We start from the raw sequence: 23,879 nt of genomic DNA on the forward strand, positions 1-23,879 counted from the left end.
GTGCCCATCAAGGTCGATCGCAGCGACTTCGGCGATCTGCCGGAGTGGGCGCGAACGCTCCTCGAGGTGCTCGGCGTGTCCTGGCCCGCCGCCAACCAGCACAAGTTCCGGCGGGTGGCGCAGGAGTACGACGAGGTCACGAACAAGATCCTGGAACTGCCGGACGAGGTCGCCAGGGTCAAGCGGGGCATCGACGACAAGCTCGGGATGCCGGACGCGGGGCAGGCGTTCCACGACAGCATGAAGCGGCTCATCGGCGGCTCCCCGAGTCTCGTCGATGAGCTCGCCAGGGGCACCAAGGGCATCGCCGACGGCAGCCGCAAGATCGCACTGGACGTCGAGTACGCGAAGTACTCCGCCATCGGCCAGCTCTTCCTGCTCGCGTACGAGATCGCGATGGAGTACGCCCTCGCCTCCGTCACCGCCGGGGCGTCACTGCTGAACCTCTCCTGGCACTACGCCGCCACCCGCCAGTACCTGGTCGCGCTGTTCAAGCTGCTGGCGCGGGCGGCGGTGTTCGAGATCTTCATCGGCACCACCGGTGGACTGCTCATCGACGTCGCGGTGCAGCGGCTGCAGAAGGAACGCACCGAGTGGGACGGCGACGCGACCAGGGGCGCGCTGATCTCGGGTGTCGTCGGCGGTGTGCTCGGCGGCGTCGTGGGCGAGCTCGGCGAGCAGCTCGGCCGCAAGCTCGGTGCGATGCTGGGCAAGGACTTCAAGAAGCTCACCACCGAAGACCTGATGAAGCTCGTCAACGACGTCAAGCTGCCGGGTGGCGTTGGCGACGATCTGACCAAGACATGGCTGCGCGACATCGGGCACACCCTGACCGGCCGGACGGGCAAGGAGCTCGGCAGCCCGGAGACGGCGTTCACGAAGTGGCACCGCGACAACTTCGCCAAGGAGGTGGCCGGCCGGTTCGAGACCGCGTTCGGTGACACCCTCGGCAAGGACGCGGCCCGGCAGCTCGGCCGCGACTACGCGGAGAAGTTCGTCGGCAACTGGGGCCAGCACGGTGCCGGCGGCGTGGGTGCGTTCAAGGACAGCCTGCGCGAGGTGCTGGCGCCGCACACCGGCAAGATCGGCAAGGACGTCGTCCGCGTGCTCAGCGACAACGTGCCGGACGTGTTGTCCCGCAGCGTGAACGACCACCTCGGCGGCAACCTCGCGGCCAAGGTCGTGGCGTTCAGCGGCACGTTCCTCGCCGAGGGTGTCTCCGGCGTCATGTCCCAGGCCGCCATCGCCGCCATCAACGGCGAGGAGGTCAGCGGCGCGGACTACGGCATGGGTTTCGTCTCCGGTGTGGTCGGCGGCGCGGTCAGTCACGGCATCGAGAGTGTCGGCGAGCGCGGCCTCGACGCGGCGGTGACGTCGATCAAGGACAAGCTCGGCAGTTTGTTCGGTGGCAAGGACTCCCTCGATCTCGGCCTGCCCTCCGATCTGTCGACCGGGACCGCCGCAGTCGTGACAGGCGCCGCTCCGGTCGCGCCGCCTGTCGCGCCGCCTGCCACGACTGCGACGGGTGGCGCTGCGGCGGACACCAGGTCCACTTCGGACACCAGGTCTGCGGGGGAGGGCAAGTCTGCTTCGGACAGCAAGACTGGTTCTGATGTCAGGGCGTCTTCGGACAGCAAGACCCCGCCGAAGCCTGCCGACGCCAAGCAGTCCCAGGCGGACGACGAGCGCCCCCGTACCCGGCCCGCGCCGACGCGCACCACCTCGACCGACGCTCCGGCTCCGGCTGCGGCTGCGGCTGCGCAGACTGTCGGCGGGCAGACGTCCGCGAGTGCCCCGGCCACGCAGTCCGTCCAGGTCGAGTCAGGCCCGGTCGAGTCGGGCCCGGTCGATCTCGGGAGCACCACCGTGGCGACCGACATCGGCTCGGCCGCCGAGGTGACGACGACATCGGGTCCCTCCGACGAAGCCCAACCCGCTGAGACGCAGCCGGTTCAGTCCGCGCCTGCAGACCAAGCACAGTCCACAGTAGATGCGCAGGTGGCCTCATCGATCCCGGAGCCGCCTCCGCCTCCGCCCGTCCAGGGTGCGGACCACACCACCGTCGAGACCGACCAGGAGCTGAACCTGGCCGACCTGGCGCCGTTCCTGGCCGAGGGCAGGTCGATCGGGTCCGCCGCGGTGATCGAGGTGCCGTGCGCCGGCCAGCTCCGGTCGGAGCTGGCGCGGGTGCTGCCCGACGTCCCGGCCGGCCGGCTCGACGAGATCAAGGACGCCGTCAGCGACGGGTTCGAGTCGGCGTTGAACGGCATGTTCTTCTCCGTCGGTACCAAGAAGAACCGGCGCGAGGTCGAGGTGCGCGCGGTCGTGCTCGGCGCCAGGTCGGCCGGGCGGGACAACGGCAGGTCGAACCTGACGCTCAAGGGCGGCAGCTCGACCACCGAGAACCTCACCGGACGTACCGCCGGCGACATCGGCGGCACCGTCACGGTGCGAGCTCCGGGCGCCGGGCCATACGTCACGGTCGGCGGCAAGGTCGCGCTGGCCACACCCGGCGCCGCGCAGGCCGTCACCACCTCCACACGCGACCAGCGGACGATCGGTTCCGGTGAAAGCTCCAGGCAGGTGAAGCTCGACGTCGAGTTCGTCGTGACCGTCCGCGACGAGCACGGCGCCGAACTCGGGCAGCCGGAAGCCTTCACCGGTCCGGTGGTGCTGCGCGTTCCGGACCACCTGGTGGGCATCACGCCGCCGGCGCAACCGGAGAGCAAGAGCCTGCCCCCGGAGTCCGGGCTCAGGCTCCAGCACCCGGTGGCGGAGGCCGTCACCGAGCTGGGTGACGTGTTCGCCGACGCCGCCGGTCTGTTGCACCGCGGCGTCACGGCCACCGGCGCCCCCGGCCGGGACGCCCTGCGGTCGTTCCTGAGCGCCACGAACATCCGGGACAACTTCGGCGCGATGCTGGTGGGCTGGGTCAACTCGCCGCCACTGTCCAGTGAGGACAACGAGCGCACCGGCCAGCTGCGGATGAAGGCCGTGCTGACCGGTGCCCAGCTCGTCGGTCCCACCGCGGAATCGGCGTTGCAGCTTCAGGAATCCACCTCCGCGGGGGTGACCACCACCTCCTACACCAAGAGCGGGTTCGACGCGTCCCTGTCGGCGGGCGGTGCGGTGGACGTCCTGCCCGGGGTGAACGTGGCAGCGGGCGCCGGCGTCGGTCGTTCCGCTGCCGTGGTGCACTCCTCGGCGGTCGGCCGCACGTCCACGACGACGGCGGGCATCGGGCTCCACGGTGATGTCGGGCTCTACCGGTTCACCGCCCAGGTCGTGGTGCAGTCCCTCGACGGAAAGGAAACCGAGCCCCGGACGGTGGTCGTGTACGCCAGGGTCGGCGCCGCGGAGGCGGCCGAGCTGGATCTGCAGGTACCCGCGGGCGTCGGTAGTCGCATCGAGCCGGCCGGTGAGCGGCGCTTCGAGCCCGTCCACCTCCGTGACGGACTGGCGGCGGGCAACGTCAAGGTCGGCCGGTTCGAGGGCGCCGAAGCGGTGCTGCCGGAGATCCGCCGCCTGCTGCGAAACCAGCCCCGGTACGCGGATCTGTTGCCGTCGTGGGACAGCGAGAACGACAACTCCCGCAGCAAGCGTCCGAACGCGAAGCACGTCCGGCAGATGCTGGAGAACGAGCAGAGGCTCGCGGCGTTGTCGGCGCAGGCCCTGCACAGCAGGCCGGACGCGCTGATGGGCGCGGGTGTGTCGGTCACGCTCAAGCAGCAGAGCATGTGGCGGCAGGAAGAGATCACCATCACCGTCCGGCTGGAGTCCGAGCCGGGCGAGCACCTCGGCGAGGTCAGGGACCGGGAGGTGCGTAACGCCACGGCGAGCAGATCTCTGGCCGGCGCCGCCGCGGACACGAGCCGGGGCTGGACCGCCGGGCCCGAGTCGAGGGTGGTCGTCCTCAGCGAGTCGCTGACGTCGAAGCTGGCGACCGTGCCGTCGGCCGCGGTGAAGTACGGCCGTTCCGCCACCACCCGGCTCGGCGGCGGACCGGTCGTCGAGTCGGCCCGCGGCCTTGTCGGCGGCCCCGATGCGCAGGTGTTCGAGCACAAGGCGAGGTTCGTCGTCTCGACCACCTCGTATTCGCGGCCGCACAAGCTGATCAGGCAGCTGCTGCCGGGCACGCCGGGCACACAGGCGCCGGAGGTGCGCACGCCGGAGGACCCGGACGGCCCGCGGGAACTGCCGGCCACCTACACGCTGTGGATCCCGGACAGCCTGACCCACTCCGCCGATCCCGCCGAGTTCGCGCCTGGCGAGCCGCGCACACGGGTGATCGACCCGCCGCGCTCGATCACCGGCCACCTCAAGGCATTGCCGCCGCCCGACGTCAGCGACTGGGCCGGCGTCGAGACCGTCGTCCACACGAAGGAGGTCCGCGACGCGGTGCACTCCGCGCTGCTGGAGGCCTCCGACGGTGACCGCGCGCTCACCCTGCCCGGCAGTGACGCGTGGACCGCCGTCGAGACGATGCTCAGCCCCGACAACGTCAAGGCCGCGCTGCGGACGTTCACCGGCGGCATGGTCAGTGACGAGCTGGTCTATCCCAGACGGATCGCCGACCGGGTCGGCAAGGTGGGCGTCGTCGCGCGGCTGAGCAACCCCAGCCTCGTCCGGGTGGCCGACGCCGCGGCCGCGGAGCGGTCCACCTCCGGTGGGCTCCGGTTCGAGAGCGGTCTGACCAAGACGATCGGTACCACCGTCACCACGGGGGCCACGGTCGTCGGCAGTGGCAAGGACACCCCGAGCGTGTCCGGCATCGGCGGGGGGACCGTCAAGCCGTGGTCGAAGACGAACGTCGACCTGGAGCTCACCGACGTCACGGCGACCGTCGACCGCAGCGTCACGACGGCGCCGGGCACGCCGAGGGTGCTGGCGCGGTTCGACATCGGGTTCACGGTGCTCGCCGAGGCACGGCAGCAGAACCCCGCGATGCATCCCGATCCGCGGGTTGCCGCCCGTTTCGTCGACCTGCCCGGCGCGGCCTTCGTATGGCTCACCGACGACCAGGCACGCCAGTACGGCCTGCTGCCCGCCAAGCCAGAGGCCGGGATCGAACGGCGCGAGCGGCTCGTCCCTCCCGCGACACTGCCCGTGGGGGAACCGGGCGCGCTGGGCCTCGGCGTGGTGGAACAGCTACCCGACCTGTCCGGCCTGGTGCCGAGGTTGAGCGACGAACTGGCCAAGGCCGCGGTGCCGCTGCTGCCGGACGCGCAACTGAACGACGCCATGAACAACTGGGGCCGGCTGCTCGAACTCGTGTCCCCGGACGGGGTGGAGGCGCTGGTCGACAGCGCGCTGGACGGCGGCATCGCGTTGCACGCCCACCTGCCGGGCGTGGTCGGCGGCGCCGGCTACCAGGTGCTGCTGAAGGCCCGGACGCTCGGCGAACCGGAGTTCCGCAAGGTCGTCAACGACGGCCGCACGGTCGAGCACAACACGGTCAGGGCGATCCGGGTCACCAGCGTGGACGGCACGTCCCGGTCGTGGTCGGTCTCGGGCCAGGTGGCCGGGCGGAAGGCGCACGAGACGCCGGACGCCACGCACACGACGACGGCCGGCGGCGCGGCCCGCGGGTCGGTCGGCGCCGCCACGGAGACGAACGCCATCGAGATGACCACCGGCCGGCAGGCGCGGCTGCGCACCGCCACCGGACCGGCGGCGCTGTTCGACATCCCGATCGAGTTCACCCTCGAGGTGCGGCACAAGGACGATGTCGTCGCATCCGTGAGCACCGGCGAGCGGACGCTCGGCATCCGTGTGCCCGCGGACAACCTGACCATCCACGACAACCAGGCGGTCGGCGGCGACCAGGACAGCGACGGCGCGGCCACGTCGCTGGAGACGTGGCGGCAGGGCGGAGTACCGACGCTGCCGGACAAGGCCTCGGTCGAGTCCGTGCGGGCCGCGGCGGAACTGCGCGAGGTCGTCCGGAACGCGTTGAAACGGGCCGGTGCGGGCGACGGCATCATGGACTACGGCACGAGCACCGTCAACGCGCTGCACTCGACCCTGAGCCCACAGGTGCTGCAGGCTTTCCTGCCGTCGATGACCACGGAAAGCCTGCCCGTGCCCGCTCTGCGCGAGGCAGCGGTTCTGCGGGGCAAGCGTGCGGACGTCGAGGTGCACGCCCGGCTCCGGGTGCCACGAGTGATCGCGCTCAGCGATGGCGTCACCCTGGACAACCCCACGTCCAAGTCGAAGATCACGGTGGCCGAGCACAAGCTCGTGGAGAGCGGCGACCTGTCCGTCAGCGCTCCCACCTTGATGGCCACGGACCAGCCGCGCAACGTCGTGGGTGACCTCAGCGGCGCGCAGATCCGCACGGTGAGCGAGCCGGTCGACTCGGTGCCCGACGACCCGAGCACGTCCGCGGTGGTGAACCTCGAGAACGCCGAGCGCAGCGCCCTGGTGCGGTTCGACGTCGACTATCGGGTCGTCGTGCGGGTCGACGGGCGCACGGAGGTCGTGGACCTGTCGCTGCCGGGCTCGGCGGACGTGCGGATGCCGATCGCCGACGCGGAGAACATCGCCGGTACCAAGGTGTCGCGGGTGCTGAAGTCCCGCCAGACTCGGGTCACCCGGACCGCGAAGGCGTGGCGGGACGCCGAGATCGGCGCACAGCGGCAGCTGTCCAGGGCCGAGGCACTGGTCCGCGAACTGGGGATGAGCGAGGGCTGGGCGCGGACGGTCGACCTGCTGCGCACGTCGTACGCCCGGGATGCCCAGGACCGCTACCACGGGTACACGCATCCGGACGCGCAGACGCTGGAGGAACGACGCGACCGGCGCGTGCTCGAGAACGCCGTGCGGACAGCGGAGAAGGCCGCGGCTGCCGCGCAGCTCCGGCTCGACGAGCGGCAGCGGAGCGTGGACACCGCGGAGAACAGGATCGCCGGGCTCCAGACGGCCTGGGACAGTCCGACCGGCTCGATGTTCCTTCTCGAGCGCAAGGCCGACGAGGTCGCGCGGAAGATCGACGAACTGCGCTCCCTGCTGGAGTCGGCGGAGTCCGCGGGCGGTGTGCGCGAGCTGGCGCTGCGGCTCGACGAGGCGCGGGCCCAGCGTGACGTCGTCGGGGAGATCCTCGACGAGCAGCGTCAGGCGCTCGCCGGCGCGCTGACCGGCATCGAGGAGGTACGGGCGCGACGGGACGCCGCGACCGGCGAGGTGACGCGGACGCGGACGGCCCTGCGGACCGCGCGGCTGGACCTGGAGCCGCTGGGGCAGAAGCTGACCGAGCTGACGCCGGCGGAGCGTCATGAGCGGTACTCCGGTGACGCGGAGAAGGCACTGCGGGAGGCCGAGCGGGTCGCCGAGGCCGCGCGGCTCCGGCTCGACGCTCTGCGGCCGGACCGCGCCGGCGCCGAGACCACGCTCGCGGAGCACGAGGCAGCGTGGCAGGGTCCCGGCGGGGAGCTGTTCCTCGCACAGCAGATCGCGGAGGAGTCCGCGGCGAAGGTCGAGGAGCTGACGTCCCGGCCGGACCCCACGCTGTCCGCGCTGGAGCTGAAGTACCGGCGTGACAACGAGAGGGAGCGGCACAGCCTCGCGGTCGCGATCATCGCGGAGCAGCGGCAGGAACTGGCCGACGTCCGGACCCGCGCGCAGGAGGTGCGCGCGCAGTGGACCGCCGCGGCCAACCAGGCCGCCCTGTCCCAGGCGGCATTGCAGGCGGCCTGGCAGGACTTCGCGGACGCGAAGCAGGACGCGTGGTGGCTGGCGAAGGACGTGCTGGACGCCGAGCTCGCCCGGCGGGCGGCGGTCGCGCCGCGCACCCAGGAGGACGAGGGGTGGCGCCACAGCCGTGCCACCGACGCGCCCTGGTTCCGGGTGGCGAACCCCGTCGAACCGGCACAGTGGGAGGCGAAGCGGGCACAGACCCCGAAGTGGGCTGTCCGCACCGAAACCGCCGACGTGCTGACCACGTTGCTCACCACGAAGGACAAGCGGTACGACGGCCTGATCGACTACGACGTCCGGCAGTTCGACGTCGACGGGCGCGCCGTCACCGAGTTCACCGTGCCGATCAACCTCGTGCGCGGTGCCGGCGTCACCGAGGACCAGCTCGCGCAGGTGAGGGAACGCGTCCAGGCCGGTCTCGCGAACCTGGTCAACCAGCGCTACGGCCTGCCGGGCGGAAGCCAGCTGCACGTCCGCGTCGAGTTCACCGCGGACCCGCTGACCGACGAGAGCGGCCAGTCCCGCCACCCGCAGCAGGTCGTGGTCAGCAATGACGAACAGGAAGGCACCAGACAGGACGTCTGGCGATCCGACGCCACACCGGAAACGCTGGCTCACGAACTGCTTCACTACCTCGGCGCGGCGGACGAGGAACACGACCGGAACCGAGTCCTCCTGAGCCGGGCGGACGACGGCGTGGGCGCGGTCGTCACCGGCGACGGCAGCATCATGGGCGCGGACGTGGCGTACCCGGAACGCGGTGTGCCGCGCCTGCTGCCCCGCCACAGCTGGATGATCCACCGCATCCTGCGGGACCAGCTGGGATCTCGTCTCACCGACTCCTACGGGAACGTCCCGCAGGCTCCTGCGCTCGCGCAGCTCACCCAGGCACAGCAGGAAGTGCTGCGGCGTGAGCGGATCGAGGTCGTCCCGGTCGGTGGCGACACCGTGGCGGCGAACCTGGTGGAGGCGATCGCCACGACCCTGGCGCCGGACTCGTTGTCCCGTCAGGACGAACTCCTTGCGTCGGGCGCAGCCCTGGGACCGGCCGCGACGCCGGCCGCGGTCGCCGGTGCGCTGAACGTCCGGCTGCGCGTGCTGACCGAACAGGGCACGGAGATCACGCTCGGCCCGGAGCTCGGCGAACCGGCGCGGGTGGTTCTGTCGTCGACGGCGGACTTCCTGGCGACCCGTCCCACGACCCAGCCGCTGACCCGTCCCGTCCACGAGCCTGACACCACCACTGAGGTTCAGGAAGCAGGCGCCGGCGACCAGGCCTTCGCCGCGGGCGCCGGCGACCGGGCCTTCGCCGCGGGCGCCGGCGACGACTTCATGGGTGCCTTCCAGCTATCGGACCTGTCGGACGACACCACCGGGGCCGAGCCGCAGGAGACCGGCTTCCCGGGACTCTCCGGCGACGACTTCATGGGTGCCTTCCAGCTGTCCGGCCTTCCCGACTTCCTGGGTCCCCCGGATGACGTGGAGGAGTTCCACGACGAGCAGGAAGAGCCCGCGTGGTCCACCCAGCCGGAGGGGGTCGCGGCTGCCGAGCTGCTGGGCGAGCTGGTGGAGGCGACGCGGTCGCGGTTGGTCAGTGGGGTGCCGGAGCCTGATCTGTTCGGGTTGTTGTCGGCGCCCGCCGCCCCGGAGTTCTTGCGTGGCCACGACTACTCGGGTGTGACGGCGGGGCAGGGGTTGCGCCTGCTGGAGTTGCTGGATCTTCGTCGGCCCGCACCGTCGCATGAGGACACAGCGCCCGGGAACCTGTCCGATCCGGGTGATCGGGTGATGGTGGCCGAGCGTGGTGAGGACGAGCTGACGAACTGGGCACCTCAGGCGCCCAGGCCGTTGCCGGGTGTGCTGGAGCTGCCGCGGGTGCGGTTCTCGATCTGGCTGGGCGGCCCGCTGGACACCAGCAGCGCGGGCCGGGTCCAGATGCGGGACAACTTCGCACTCACGGCGCAGGAGCTGGGCGCGGGGATGACCCGCGTGCTGTGGACGGACGTGCCGCGTGCCGCGTTCGAGCAGGCGCGGGCATTGTCGGAGGTGCCTGGCGAGAATCCGCTGCCGGGCGTGCGGGAGATGTTGGATTGGGCGCAGGAGAACGACATCGTGCTCGTCAACGTGCACGAGGTGTTCAACGCCGAGAGCCCGATGCCGTTGCAGTCGGCGATGCAGGCGGAACTGGCCAAGCAGACCGGGCACGGGTACGCGGCGGCGAGTGACATCCTGCGGCTGACGGTGTTGCGGCGCTTCGGTGGCTACTACAGCGACGGCGAGTACGTCGCCACGCGGGAGACGCTGACCGAGATCGAGAGAGTGCTCCGGTCGGAAGCTGCGTTCGGCATCAACAACGACGGGATCTCGCAGGGCAACGACGTGCTGGTGATGCCCAAGGGACACCCGGTCGCGGACGTGTTCCTGGATCAGATCGGACAGAACTACGGCAGGCGGCAGCGGGATCTACTGGGCCCCGCCATGCGGTTCGTCCCGCCTGACATGTTCTTCGCACAGCGTTCGATGCGGGCCCGGCGGCACTCGGTGATGGCGCGCACCGGGCCGGACAACCTCGGCACGCTCGCCACCCGGCTCGGCTGGCAGCGCATGGACGAACTGCCCGCCTTCGCCGTCGCCAGGGTGGAGAGCGGGGCGAGCTGGACCGGCCGGAACCGGCCGGACGCCACCGTTGCGGCTGAGGATCGCGCGGCCACGCTGGAGCTGACCCAGCGGGTCGTGCAGACGTTGGTGCGGGAGTTGTACAACCGGGACGGCGACCTGCACCTGACGGTGGTGGCCGATGCGGTCGCCCGCCACCATGATCCCGATCTTGTCTGGACGGCGGCGCTGGGCTACCTGGCGTCGCGGCCGGAGCTGGCTTCGATGGTGCGCACGGTCACCGATCGCGAGCTGATCACGGAGCGCGACGACCGTGCCGTGGTGCTGCCCCCGCAGGCCGCCCGGTTCCTCGTCGTCGACCAGAACGATGCCGCGGTCACCAGCTTCCTCGCCGAGTTCACCCGGCCTGCCACCATGATCCACGTCCCCGCACCGTCGCGTGTGGACGAGGCATCGGTGCCGGACGACAGCGGTGACGAGGAACCTGCCCCCGATCCGGCGCAGATCCTGTTCCCGGAGGGTGTGAAGACGTTCCCCGAGTCGGAGCGGGGCAAGCTGGCGTCCATCGCGACGGTGCTGGCGAGGGCCGCGGTCGAACGGCAGGGCAGTGGTCTGCCGCGGCCGCGGGCGACTGTGGCCGGCTACGGGAACGGTTCGGCGTTCGGTATCAGGCAGGCTGTGCGGTCGGGGAAGGCACGAGCCGATGCCACCGCCCAAGCTCTCGGTGCCGCCGTGGCGACCGAGTTGGACCTGCTCCAGGGCCGCGATCGTGCCGTTTCCGCCGATGCCGTCGACATCGTGCCCGAGTCGAAGGGACGCGATCTCGGTGACGGCCCGCCCGCGGGGATGTCCGCGGAACAGGCGCGTCGGCGTGCGGTCGTCACGCTGGACCCCGCCACGACCGGCTCCATGAGTGAGGCGTGGCAACGGGATACGGAGCAGTGGCTGCGGATTCTCGACGCTGACGCGGGCGGCCGGGTCGTGCCGGACGCGTCGTTGGTCGCCGATCCGGGCTCGTTCCCGGCGACGAGGGCTGATGCGTGGGCGAACCTCCTGCAGGCCCGTCACAAGTTCCATGAGGCGGAGGCGGCGTATGCGACGCTGGCCGCTCGCATGGCGCAGAGTGTGCAGGGCAGCTCACGCGACGACCAGCGGCTGGTGGCGCTGGCGGCGGCGCATGACGCGGCGCTGGACGAGGTCGAGCGGGCGGAAGCGGATCTTCTCGCGTGGGGCAACGACGATCCGCAGCGGCTGGACGAGAAGCACCGGCAGTGGCTGGACGCTTCGCGGCGTGCACGGCCGCGCCTGGACGGCGCAGGCTCGAACGCGCCTCAGGTCGCCACGCCGGAGCCTCTGGACGCCGACGAGGTCACCGACCGCGCCGAGCTGATCGACGACCTCGACAACGCGGTGGTGTCCCTGGCGCCGGTGGCAGGAGCCGCTCTGCTGGGGCCGGACCTCTTCGGGCTGCTGACGCCGCCGCCCGCCCCGGCCTTCCTGTCCGGCCACGACTACTCCGCACTCACGCCGGGCCAGTCGGTGATGTTCCTGCACAACCTGAACATGGTCGCGGCGAGCGCGCCCACCGCCCAGGCCCTGGACCCCGATCTGTTGTCGGACGAGACGGCATGGGTCACCACGGTCGAACTGTCGGAGGACGCGCGGCACGGCTGGGCGCCCGGTGACGTTCCTCCGCTGCCGAACCCGGTCGAGCTGCCGGCGATCCTGCACGCGATCTGGCTGGGCGGACCGCTGCGCGATGCCGGAGCGATGGCGCAGTTCCGCGCGAACTACGGCGCCGCGGGCGACGTGTACGGCGAGTTCCTGCAGGTCGTGCTGTGGACGGACGTGCCGCGCAGCCAGTTCGACGCGGCCCGCGACACCCCGCCGCCCGCCGACGGTGGTCCGGACCCGCTCGCGGACGTGCGCGGTATGCGGGAATGGGCCGAGGCCAACAAGATCCGCCTGATCAACGTGGACGAGGTCTTCAACGCCGAGTCCCCGATGCAGCTGCATCCCTTCTACCAGATGGAGAACACCAAGCAGGCCGGTCCCGGTTACGCCGCGGCCAGCGACATCCTGCGCATGGAGATTCTCGCGCGGTTCGGCGGCATCTACACCGACGGCGACAACGAGATCGAGGACCTGTGGGCGCCCGACGCGTTCGTCAAGACCGAGGCGGCGTTCGCGGTCAACAAGGAGGGCCCGGACAAGGCAGGGAACTCCGCGTTCGTGCTGCCCAAGGATCACCCGTTCACCCAGCTCTACCTGGACGAGATCCGCGCCAACTACTGCAAGACACAGCGGGAGCTGTTCCCGTCCTACGTCACCGGTTTCGGACCGGGGTTCTTCGACACGCCGCTGGGGCGGGTCCACCGCAACTCGGTCATGCTCCGCACCGGTCCCAACCTGCTCCTCGACCTGAGCCGGAAGCTGGGTTACGCGAAGGGCCTCGTGGACTATCCGGGCATCCCCGGCATCGTCATGAACAGCGCCGGCAGCTGGCTGAAGCCGCCGCCGGAGGGAGCCGCGCCGTCATTCGACCGGGCAGCCACCGTCGAGCTGACGAAGAAGGTCGTGCAGGCCCTGGTGCGCGAACTTCGCAACCGCGACGGCGACCTGCACCTGACCCTCGTCGAGGAAGCGGTCAACCGGCACCCGCGCCCGGAGCTCGTCTGGAACGCCGCGCTCGGCTTCATCGCGGCACGCCCCGAGCTCGCCTCCCTCGTCAGGACGGTCACCGACCGCAAGCTCGACTCCGGTGTGATGCACCACGTCACGCTTCCTGGTGCGGCACAGGCACTGCTGACCATCACGCCCGATACGGAACGCGCCTGGCTGCACGAGTTCCAGCAGGAAGCCGTGCTTACCGCCGCGCCGGTTCCCGACGATGGACCCAAGATCGCCCAGTTCCCGCCTCCACCGTCCGATGCGGACGAACGGCCGGCGTTGCCGGCACGCACCGGCCTGTTCGGCAAGGCGACGACGTTCCGCCTCGGTGAGGTCGTGCCGAACCCGATGGTGGACGCCGATGGCGGTGTGATCGGGATTTCGTTGCCCAGCAAAGCGGGTGACGAGAACCGCGCTCAGTGGTGGGGTGCGCGCACCACGGTGAAGCCGGTCAAGGAGTACAGCTCACTGGCTCCTCAGGACGCGGCGGAGAAGGCGGCGGGGTCGGCGCCGGTGTCGACGCCGCATGCCGCTCCGTGGGCCGGCGACGATCCCGCCGAGCAGCCGATCTTCGTCTACACGCACGCCGGGCAGAAAGCGTTCAAGGTCAGGGCCGAGGACAGGTCGGTGCTGAGGGTGGACGGCGCGACGCTGGCCGAGATCCTGCTCGCCGACGCGAACTTCCTGCGGGCCGCCGAGGAACGTCCTCGCGGGCCGGTCGTGCTGCTGGCGTGCGAGTCGGGTCAGCTCAACGGGCCGGGTGGTGGAGCATTCGAGCTCCGCCGGGTGCTGCACGAGCGCGGATTTGCGGGGGAGGTCTTCGCTCCCACGGAGACGATCAACCTCGTTCCGTTCTTCGCCGCGATCAACGTGGACAAGAACGGCCACTTCGTGCAGATCGCCGAGGCGCCGCCCGAGGTGGTCAAGCAGCGCAGCGGTGAGAAGGTGCTCGCCGACGAGTCGTGGCGGCACAGCGATCGCGGGTTCGACCATCCGGCGGCGAGCTGGGCCACGCATCCGAGCCCGGTCGACGCTGAGCGCATCGACGGGGTCCGCGATCTGGTGGCGCCCACGAGGTTCTTCGCCGAGTCGGGCGGTCTGACCGACGACAGCACGATCACCATCGACGGGAACGGCCGCCCCAGGTTCGGCTTCAAGACCTGGCGCAGCCCGATCGGGTACGAATCTCGCCGGTTCGAGTTCCCCGGCCCGGAGGGTGTGCCGAGCACGATCGTGCAGGACCGCACGTTCCGCATCTACCTGAAGAATCCGCACGGCTACGACCTGACCGCCTTCAAGGCGAACGCCCGGGAGGGCATGGACCGGTTCTGGAACAACGGTTACGCGCTGCCCCGGGGTGACCAGCTCAACGTCCACGTCGAGTTCACCGACGATCCCGCGACGGCAACCGGGACCGTCACCGTTGGCGTGGCGGGAACTCGGGCCAACCAGCTCACCATTCCGGTCGACGCGCTCCCGGTGCACTTCGCGCACGAGATCGGCGGGCACTTCGGTGGCCTCGACGACACCTACGCCGAAGGGCCCCGCGAGAACCCGAGCATCTTCCAGCACAACGCCAAGGGCAAGACCGTCACGCACACCGACGGCACCAGCGAGGTGATCGGCCGGGGCAGGATCGTCGACGACAACAGCATCATGGGCGCGAACGCGCGCGGGCCGGACGCCCTGGTGACCCCGGCCAACCTGTGGTTGCTCGACAAGCGCGGCCCGAACCCGGAGGTCATCACCCCCACCCTGATCGACCCGGACACCGGCCGACCGGCCCGGCAACAGGTCGGTACGGACATCAGCGGTCCAGGCGATGACGACGACACACCCGGTCCGGACGTCAAGGTCCCGAACTTCGCGGCCGCCGAGCTGGTGGACGAGCTGGTGGAGGCCACCCGGCCGCGATTGGTCAGTGGGGTGCCGGAGCCGGACCTGTTCGGGTTGTTGTCGGCGCCGCCGGCGCCGGAGTTCCTGCGTGGCCACAACTATGCGGGGTTGACCGCTGGACAGGGCTTGAGCCTGCTGGGGTTGCTGGACCTGCGCCGGGCGGCGCCGTCGCACGAGGAGACGGCGCCGGAGAACCTGCACGATCTCGACGATCTGGTCATGGTCGCGGAACGTGGTGAGAACACGCTGACGACCTGGGCGCCGGGCGCGGTCGCGCCGTTGCCGGGGATGCTGGAGCTGCCGCAGGTCCGGTACTCGATCTGGCTGGGCGGTCCACTGGACACCAGCAGTGCGGGCCGTGCGCAGATGCGGGACAACCTCGCGCGCTCGGCGGAGCAGGTGAGCGGGTGGATGACCCGCGTGCTGTGGACGGACGTGCCGCGGGCGGAGTTCGAGCGGGCGCGCGAGCTGTTCGAGGCACCGGGTGAGGATCCGCTGCCGGGCGTGCGGGAGATGCTGGCCTGGGCGCAGGACAACGACATCGTGCTGGTCAACGTGTTCGAGGTGTTCAACAGCGAGAGCCCGATGCCGTTGCAGACGGCATTGCAGGCGGAGCTGGCCAAACAGACCAAACACGGTTTCGCCGCCGCGAGTGACATTCTGCGGTTGACGGTGTTGCAGCGGTTCGGCGGGTTCTACAGCGACGGCGAGTACGTCACGACCCTGGAAACGTTGACCCAGGCCAAGAACGTGCTGCGGTCGGAGGCCGCGTTCGGCATCCACAAGGACGGGCGTTCGCAGGGCAACGACGTGTTGGTGATGCCCAAGGGGCATCCGGTCGCGGACGTGTTCCTGGAGCTGATCGAGGAGAACTACGGCAGGCGGCAGCGGGACCTGCTGGCGAGCGCGGCGTTCTTCCAGCCCGCGATGTTCTTCACCATGCCGGGGCTGCGCGCCCGGCGTCACTCGGTGATGGGGCGCACCGGGCCGGACAACCTCGCCACGCTCGCCACCCGGCTCGGCTGGCAGCGCGTGGACCAGTTGCCCGCATTCACCTCCCCGCTGGAGAGCGGGGCGAGCTGGACCGGCCGCGACCGGCCGTCCGCCAGCGTTGCGGTGCAGGATCGAGAGGCCACGCTGGAGCTGACCAAGCGGGTCGTGCAGACGTTGGTGCGCGAGCTGTACAACCGGGATGGTGACCTGCATCTGACCGTGGTTGCCGATGCGGTCGCGCGCCACCATGATCCCGGCCTGGTCTGGACGGCGGCGCTGGGTTACCTGGCGTCGCGGCCGGAACTGGCGGCGATGGTGCGCACGGTCACCGACCGCGAACTGATCACGGAGGAACTGGACCGCACGGTCGAGTTGCCGCCTGAGGCGGGCCGGTTCCTCGTCGTCGAGGATGGACCGGTCACCAACTTCCTGGCCGAGTTCACCCGGCCGGCCATCATGACGCACGCCCCCGTCGGTACCGCCGGAGACGAACCGCAGGCCGTCGACAGCGCGGAGATCGTGTTCCCGGAGGGTACGAAGACGTTCCCCGAGTCGGAGCGCTACAAGCTGGCGCCCATCGCGACGTTGCTGGCATGGGCCGCGGTCGAGCGGCAGGGCAGTGGACAGGCGCGGCCTCGGGCGACGGTGGTGGGCTACGGGAACGGCTCGGTACTCGGGGCCGGGCAGGCGGTGCGGTCGGGGAAGGCGCGTGCTGCCGCCACGGCTGAGGCGCTCAGCTCCGCTGTCACGGGCGAGATGCTCCGGCTGCAGGGCGACGGCGGGGTTGTCGACGATGTCGTCGACGTCGTGCCCGTGTCCAAGGGACGCGATCTCGGTGACGACGCATTGCCGCCCGGCATGACGGTGCAGCAGGCCCGTCGGCGTGCGGTTGTCACCGTGGACCTCGAGACGACGGTTCCGACCGCGGGTTCGATGAGCGAGGCATGGCAACGGGATACGCAGCAGTGGCTGCGGATTCTCGACGCGGACGCGGGCGGCCGGGTCGTGCCGGACGCGTCGCTGGTCGCCGACCGCGACTCGTTCCCGGCGACGAGAGCGGATGCGTGGGCCAACCTCCTGCGGTCGCGCAACGAGCTCGGCGAGGCGAAGATCGCGCACACCAGGCTGGCCGCTCGCGTGGCGGAGAGCGTGCAGGGCAGCTCACGCGACGGCGAGCGGCTGGCGGAGCTGGCGGCTGCGCGGGACGCGGCGCGGCAGCGGTTCGAGCGCGCGGAGACAGACCTGCGGGCGTGGGGCAACGATCCGCAGCGGCTCGACCGCAGGTATCGGGAGTGGATGGTCTCATCGCTGCGGGAGCGGCCGCGGCTGGACGCCGGAGTGGTTGCCTCCCAACCACTTGACTCCGGACACGCGCGCGACGACACGGCCGACGAACTACGGGGCGAGCTGCTGGAGGCGACGGCACCTCGGCAGGTGGCCGGTGTGCCGGAGCCGGATCTGTTCGGGCTGTTGTCGGCGCCGCCGGCGCCGAGCTTCCTGCATGGTCACGACTATGCGGGTGTGACGGCGGGACAGGGACTGCACCTGTTGCAGTTGCTCGACCTTCGCCGACCGGCACCGTCGCATGAGGACACTGCGCCGGAGAATCTGCATGCTCTCGACGACCAGGTGCTGGTCGTCGAGCGTGACGAGGACGCGCTGACGACCTGGGCGCCGGGTGAGGTCGCGCCGTTGCCGGGCGTGCTGGAGCTGCCGTGGGTGCGGTACTCGATCTGGTTGGGCGGTCCGCTGGATACGAGCAGCGCGGGTCGCCTGGAGATGCGGGAGAATCTCGCCGAAACGGCTGAGGAACTTCAGGACGTGGACCCCCAGGTCGTCCGTCTGCTGTGGACGGACGTTCCGCGCGCGGCGATCGAGCAGGCGCGGACATCGCCGGAGGTGTCCGACGGGCATCCGATGTCGGGCGTGCGAGAAATGCTGGATTGGGCGGACGAGCACGATGTCGTGCTGGTCAACGTGTTCGAGGTGTTCAGCAGCGGCAGCCCGATGCTGTTGCAGCCGGCCTTCCAGGCGGAGTTGGCCAAGCAGACCAAGCAGGGATACGCCGCCGCGAGCGACATTCTGCGCCTGACCGTGCTGCAGCGGTTCGGCGGCTTCTACAGCGACGGTGAGTACGTCACCTCGACGGACACCCTGGACGAGATCGAACAGGTGGTGGAGTCGGAGGCCGCGTTCGGCGTGCACAAGACCAGGTACGAGCAGGGCAACGACCTCCTGGTGATACCCAAGGGGCACCCGGTGGCGGAGGTGTACCTCGACGTGATCCGGGAGAACTACGGCAAAGGGCAGCGGGAACTGCTGAGGTCCGCCGGGTCTTTCACGCCCGACGAGTTCGTCGCGATGGCGCGCGTGAACGTCCGGCGTCATTCGGTGATGGGACGCACCGGACCGGACACTCTCTCCGCTCTGGCCCGCCGCCTCGGATGGGAGTCGAGGAAGGAGCTCCCGCCCTTCAAGGCGCCGATGCGGAGCGGGGCGAGCTGGGTCGGCCGGGACCGGCCATCGGCCTCCGTCCGGACCCAGGACTGGGAAGGCACGGTCGAGCTGACCAAGCGGGTCGTGCAGATGCTGGTGCGCGAGCTGTACAACCGCGATGGGGACCTGCATCTGACGGTGGTTGCCGATGTGGTGGCTCGCCATCATGAGCCGGACCTGATCTGGACGGCGGCGTTGGGGTATCTGGCCTCGCGGCCGGAGTTTGCCGCGATGGTGCGCACGGTCACCGACCGCGAGCTGGTCGCGCGGGGCGACCAGCGCACGGTCGAGTTGCCGCCGGAGGCCGCCCGTTTCATCACCGTCGACGCGGACGGCCCCGTCTCCAGCTTCCTGGCCGAGTACTCCCGGCCCGCCACGATGGCGCACGTTCTGCAGGCCGAGGATGAAACAACGCCGCTCGAGGATGAGACAACGCCGCCCGCTTCGGTGCAGATCCTGTTCCCGGAGGGTGTGAAGTCGTTCCCCGAGGGGGAGCGGTCCAAGCTGACTTCGATCGCGCGGTTGCTGGTCGAGGCCGCGGCCGGGCGCAGTGGCAGCAGCCTGCCGAAGCCGCTGGCGACTGTGACCGGTTATGGGAATGGCTCGCTGCTGGGTGTCGGCCAGGCCGTGCGGACGGGCAAGGCGCGGGCCGATGCCACCGCCGAGGCGCTTGGCGATGCCGTCCAAGCCGAGCTGAACCAGGTGCAGGGCAACAACCCCGCTGTCACCGCCGACGACATCGACATCGTCGCCGAGTCCAACGGTCGCAACATCGGCACGCTGCCCGACGGCATGACCACCGAACGGGCACGCAGGCGCGCGGTGATCACCGTCGACCTCACCCCCGAGCGCCGATCCGGCAAGTCCTCGGTGGCCGCCGCGTGGCAGCGGGACATGGCTCAGTGGCTGCGGATCCTCGACAACGACGCGGACGGCCGGGCCGAACCCGACGAGTCACTGATCGCCGATCCCGCCACGTTCCCGCCTACGAGGACGCAGGCGTGGGCGAACCTCCTGGCCGCCCGTCAGAGCCTTCGCGACGCGGAGGCGACGCATACCGGGCTGGTGTCCCGCTTCTCGGGTCCGGCGGGCAGCTCACGTGACGGCGAGCGTGCCGGGAACCTTCTGCGGGAGTCCGAAGCCAAGGTCTCCGCGGCGCTGGCCCAGGTCGAGCGGGCAGAGGCTGATCTTCGGGCGTGGGGCAACGACCCGCAGCGGCTGGCCGTGGCGCACCAGGATTGGCTGGCCCGTTCGACCCGGCAGCGACCCCGGCTCGACGGCGGCGCGATCAACTCCGCGCCGGGAGCCGATGACGGTTCCCCGCTCTCGGTTGGCCAGGTTGTCGCGGATCTGCGTGCCTCGGTGCTCGGGAATGGTTCGCCGGTCCAGGGCGGCGAGCTGCTGGGACCGGATCTCTTCGGCCTGCTGAGTCCGTCGGCGCCACCGGCGTTCCTCGCAGGCCGTGACTATTCCGGATTGACGGCCGGACAGCAGGTGTCGTTCCTCCGGCGGTTGGACCTGGCGTCTGGCGAGGTCCCGACGGCGTCGACGATGGACCCGGGGGCGTTGGCTGACGACCCCGACGTGCCCGCCGTCGTGCACGCGGTCCACCTGGGTGGGCCCCTGAACGCCGCCGGGACCGCCGCGTTTCTCCGCGAGAACTTCGGCGTGGGCGGCGGGTACACGGCGGTGTTGTGGACCGATGTGCCGCGCAGCCGGTTCGTCGCGGCCCAAGCCATCCCGGCGCCCGGCAGTGGGCCGGATCCCCTCGCCGATGTGCGCGGCATGGCGGTCTGGGCCCAGGCGAACAAGATCTGCCTGGTCAACGTCGACGAGGTGTTCAACGCCGAGTCCCCGATGGGGTTGCATCCGTTCTACCGGACGGAGGCGAACAAGCAGATCGCCGCGGGCTACGCGGCGGCCGCTGAGATCCTGCGGCTGCAGGTCCTGGAGCGCTTCGGCGATGTCCACACCGAGCAGCCGCCGGCGCGTACGCGCCTGGACGAGATCCGTCAGGACTACGGGTTCACCGAAGAGGAACACGTCACCACGGCTCCGGCCACCGGCGCGGCCACTGACGAAACGCAGGAGTCGCTGCCCGCGTTCTCATCGGATCGCGCGACCACTGCCGAGGTGACCGGGAAGGTCGTCCAGACCCTGGTGCGGGAGCTGCACAACCGTGGTGGGGACCTGCATCTGACGCTGGTCGAACAGGTGGTGAACCGGCATCCGCGGCCGGAGCTGATCTGGAACGCCGCACTGGAGTTCCTGGTGTCACGGCCGGAACTGGCGTCGCTGGTCAAGACCGTCACCCTCGGCAAGCCCGGCGCGGGTGGCCGCCAGGATGTCGCACTGCCCGGCGCGGCCCGCCGGCTCATCACGGTCACCGCCGGTACCGAACGTCTGTGGCTGGGTGAGTACCAGCAGAGCGCGACCCTTGCCAGGTCGTCGTTCCGCGCCACGGCGGTGTCCGGTCATGATCACCGCTACCTGACACCGACGGAGCTGCGGATCGCCGTCAGCGCGACCGAACAGCGGATCGACGAGATCACCTGGCTGCTGAAGGACAGGCGATTCGCCCACCCCGTCCCGCCCCCGCCCTCGGCCGAGGACATCCAGAACGTCGTCGACGAGCTCGCGCTCCTCGAGAACGACATCGCCGCGCTGAGCTTCCAGGTGGAGATATCGCGTGGGCAGCAGAGGATGGCCAGGGATGGCCTGACCTGGTTGGACCGGGACCTCCTCGTGGCCAACGCCGCCGCGCGGCTACCGGGCACCGACTTCGGCGACATGAAAGCCGTCTGCGAGCGGACTCGGGTTGATGTCGCCGCCCGGCTCCAGGCGCTGACGAAGCAGACCGCGCTACTGGAACAACGGCTGAACGCCGCGGTGCACACGCGCGTCGAAGAGCGGACCAAGCTGGAGATCCTGTGGACCACCGAATGGCGGGCCGGCGTGGCGGCCGAGGAACAGCGGCTGGCCGTGCCGCCGGGGGCGGTCGAGCCGAAGCCGGCGGAACTGGCCGACGAACTCGTGCGACTGCGCGGCCGCAACGCCGCGTTGCGAGCCGAGTTGGCGATGAGGCCCATGCCCGACCCGGTGCCGCCGGACGCCAGTGCGTGGCTACCGGACCGAGCGCGCTGGGAGACCACGCACCCCGTCCGCGCGAATGTTCCGGCGCGCGTGCGCGCAACCAGGCGGTGGATGGCCACACACACTGAGCTGATCAGGAGGGGTTACTCGAACGAGGTGGCTCTGGGCGCCGCCCGTTCGGTCTTCGAGGCCACCATGAAGGAGGCCGCGAGCGGTGGCCCCAATGTGGTGGGACCGGAGATCAAGGTCCGGCGGATACAGCGTTCGGTGCTCCCGCCGGGTGCCGATCCGCGCACGGCCGACGACCCCGCCCACCGCCAGTGGGACACGCACATCGTGGTTCGGGTCGGTCTGATCCCGTTGCCCGGCACGGACCACTCGGTGGTCGGTTTCATCGAGAGCCAGATCGTCGCGGCGCAGCACCTGATCAATCGCGGCCACCGGTTGCCGGACGGGTCCCGGTTGGTCTTCCAGGTCCAGTTCACCGCCAAGGGCCCGGACTTCACCATCACGGTCGGCGACGTGACCGGCCCGTGGGACGCGGATCGCCACCTCACCTCCGGCCACACCCCCGATGATGTCGCCAGGGAACTGCTGCGCCTGCTCGGCGTGGAGGTCGCGGGCGCGTTCGACCTGACCGCCGACCACCTCAGCCGGATCGAACGGCTGCTGCCGCTGCGGTTCAAGTCCGCTGTGCCACCGGTTTACGGGTGGCCGACGAGGACCGGGCGCAGGCCCGAGGTCACCGTCCACTCGGATCCCTCCGACCGGGACCCCGAGCAGCGGGCGCGGCTCAAGGAGTTCGCCGCCGAGTTGGTTCACCACGTCAAGACGCTGCACGAGCGGGGCAGGGCCATGCCGACCGTGCGGGTCGTGGTCGCCGACGATGGAGCCACCGGGCGATCGCTGTCGGAATGGCTGCTGCGCACGGTGCGGCAGGGGCTGGTGAACACGCCTGCCGCGGGCGTGGCAGAGCCGCTGGTCATCGACGGACCCAATGACCCGGCGATGCGTCCGTCGCCCGGCCACATCCAGTTCTTCGTCGACTGGCATCCGCCCGCTCCGAAGCCGAGTGACCCGGTGTTCGATGTCGAGTACCAGACGATCGTGGACGGGGAGGACGGTTCCGAGAGGCCGACTCGGCAGCCGGCAGCAGACCGGGTGCCCGGCTGGATCTCGCCTGACGGCAGGCAGGTGCTCGATGACGAGACCTGGTCGCACCGCACCGCGGCACCGGGAGACCCAGGGGCCTGGTGGGCCGGGCTGGCCGACCCGGTGCGGCCGTGGGAATGGGCACACCTGCGGGCGAACGCCGGCGTGGTGACCGTGCGGCAGGCCGGCGACAGCCCGGTGATGCGGTTCAACGACCACGACATCCACTTCGTGCGTAGCTCCTTCGCGCGTCCGATCGCCTACGACCTGCGCCGGATGAAGGTGGGCGGCCGGTGGGTGCAGGAGTACACGGTCCGCCTGCACCTCGACGGCGGCTCGGAAACCGAACGGGCCGAGATGGAACGCCGCGCCAGGCTCGGTGTGGAGGCGCTGTTCAACCATCGGCACCGGCTGCCCAGCGGTGACCAGTTGCACGTGCGGGTCGAGTTCACGCCGAGCGAGGCGGACGCGCTCGCCACCATCAAGGTGACCAAGGCCGGCAGGCCGGCTCAGTCGACCTGGCCGGTGGACACGGCACCGGACGGGCTCGCCCACGAGATCGGCCACTTCCTGGGCATCAAGGACCAGTACCGGATGCTCGGCGAGCGGTCCTCCGCCGCCCACCAGGAGCGCGACCCCGCCCTGCGGCCGCATCGGGTCGTCCGGCCCGCGGGACCGGGAACGACGAAGACGCGGGAAACCGTGCCCCTGCTCAACCAGGTGCGCGACGACCAGGGTCTGTACGCCGAGCAGCAGTCCTTCCCCGGCGTGCACGTTCCGCCGCGCGACGTGTGGAAGATCGAGCAGGTGGCCCGCACCTACGCCGCAGTACCGGACTCCGGTGATCCCAACCCGAAACAGCCCGCCGGGCCGCCGGCCGGCGAGCCCGGTCCCCGCCCCGCGCCGGAGATCGACCAGCTGGTCGATGCGGTCTTGGACGTGGCCGGCCGCCTGAAGGACGACTCGGGGATCTGGCTCGCCGACCCGGCGACGGACGTGACCACGCTGATGCAGCAGGAGAAGGCGGTCCAGAACCTCCCGGTGGACGACGGCTACTTCTTCACCGTGGCCGCCCACGCCGGCGCCGGCGGGATGCCGGAGTTCCTGGGCCGGCCGATCACCGCCGAGGTGATGACCGCGCTGCTCGCCCGGCTGCGCCAGGACCGTGGGTGGCCGGACTACAAGATGTCGCTGCGATTCGTGTCGTGCGGGCTCGGCTCGATGGACGTTCAGGGCTACGTCCCCACCGTCCTCAGTGGACTCCGCGC

At 70.6% G+C, this 23,879-nt stretch carries 1 protein-coding gene (cut by a window edge); it reads left to right on the plus strand.

All coding sequences use genetic code 11. The features are described 5' to 3' along the window. Positions 1-23,879 carry the 5' portion of a glycosyltransferase gene (locus tag IG04_RS0115480; protein WP_030477345.1) on the plus strand. It continues 14,665 nt past the right edge of the window, so the window shows 23,879 of its 38,544 coding nt (coding positions 1-23,879); its start codon is at positions 1-3; the stop codon falls past the right edge of the window.

Source organism: Lentzea albidocapillata, from assembly GCF_000719115.1.
Lineage (GTDB): Bacteria > Actinomycetota > Actinomycetes > Mycobacteriales > Pseudonocardiaceae > Lentzea > Lentzea albidocapillata.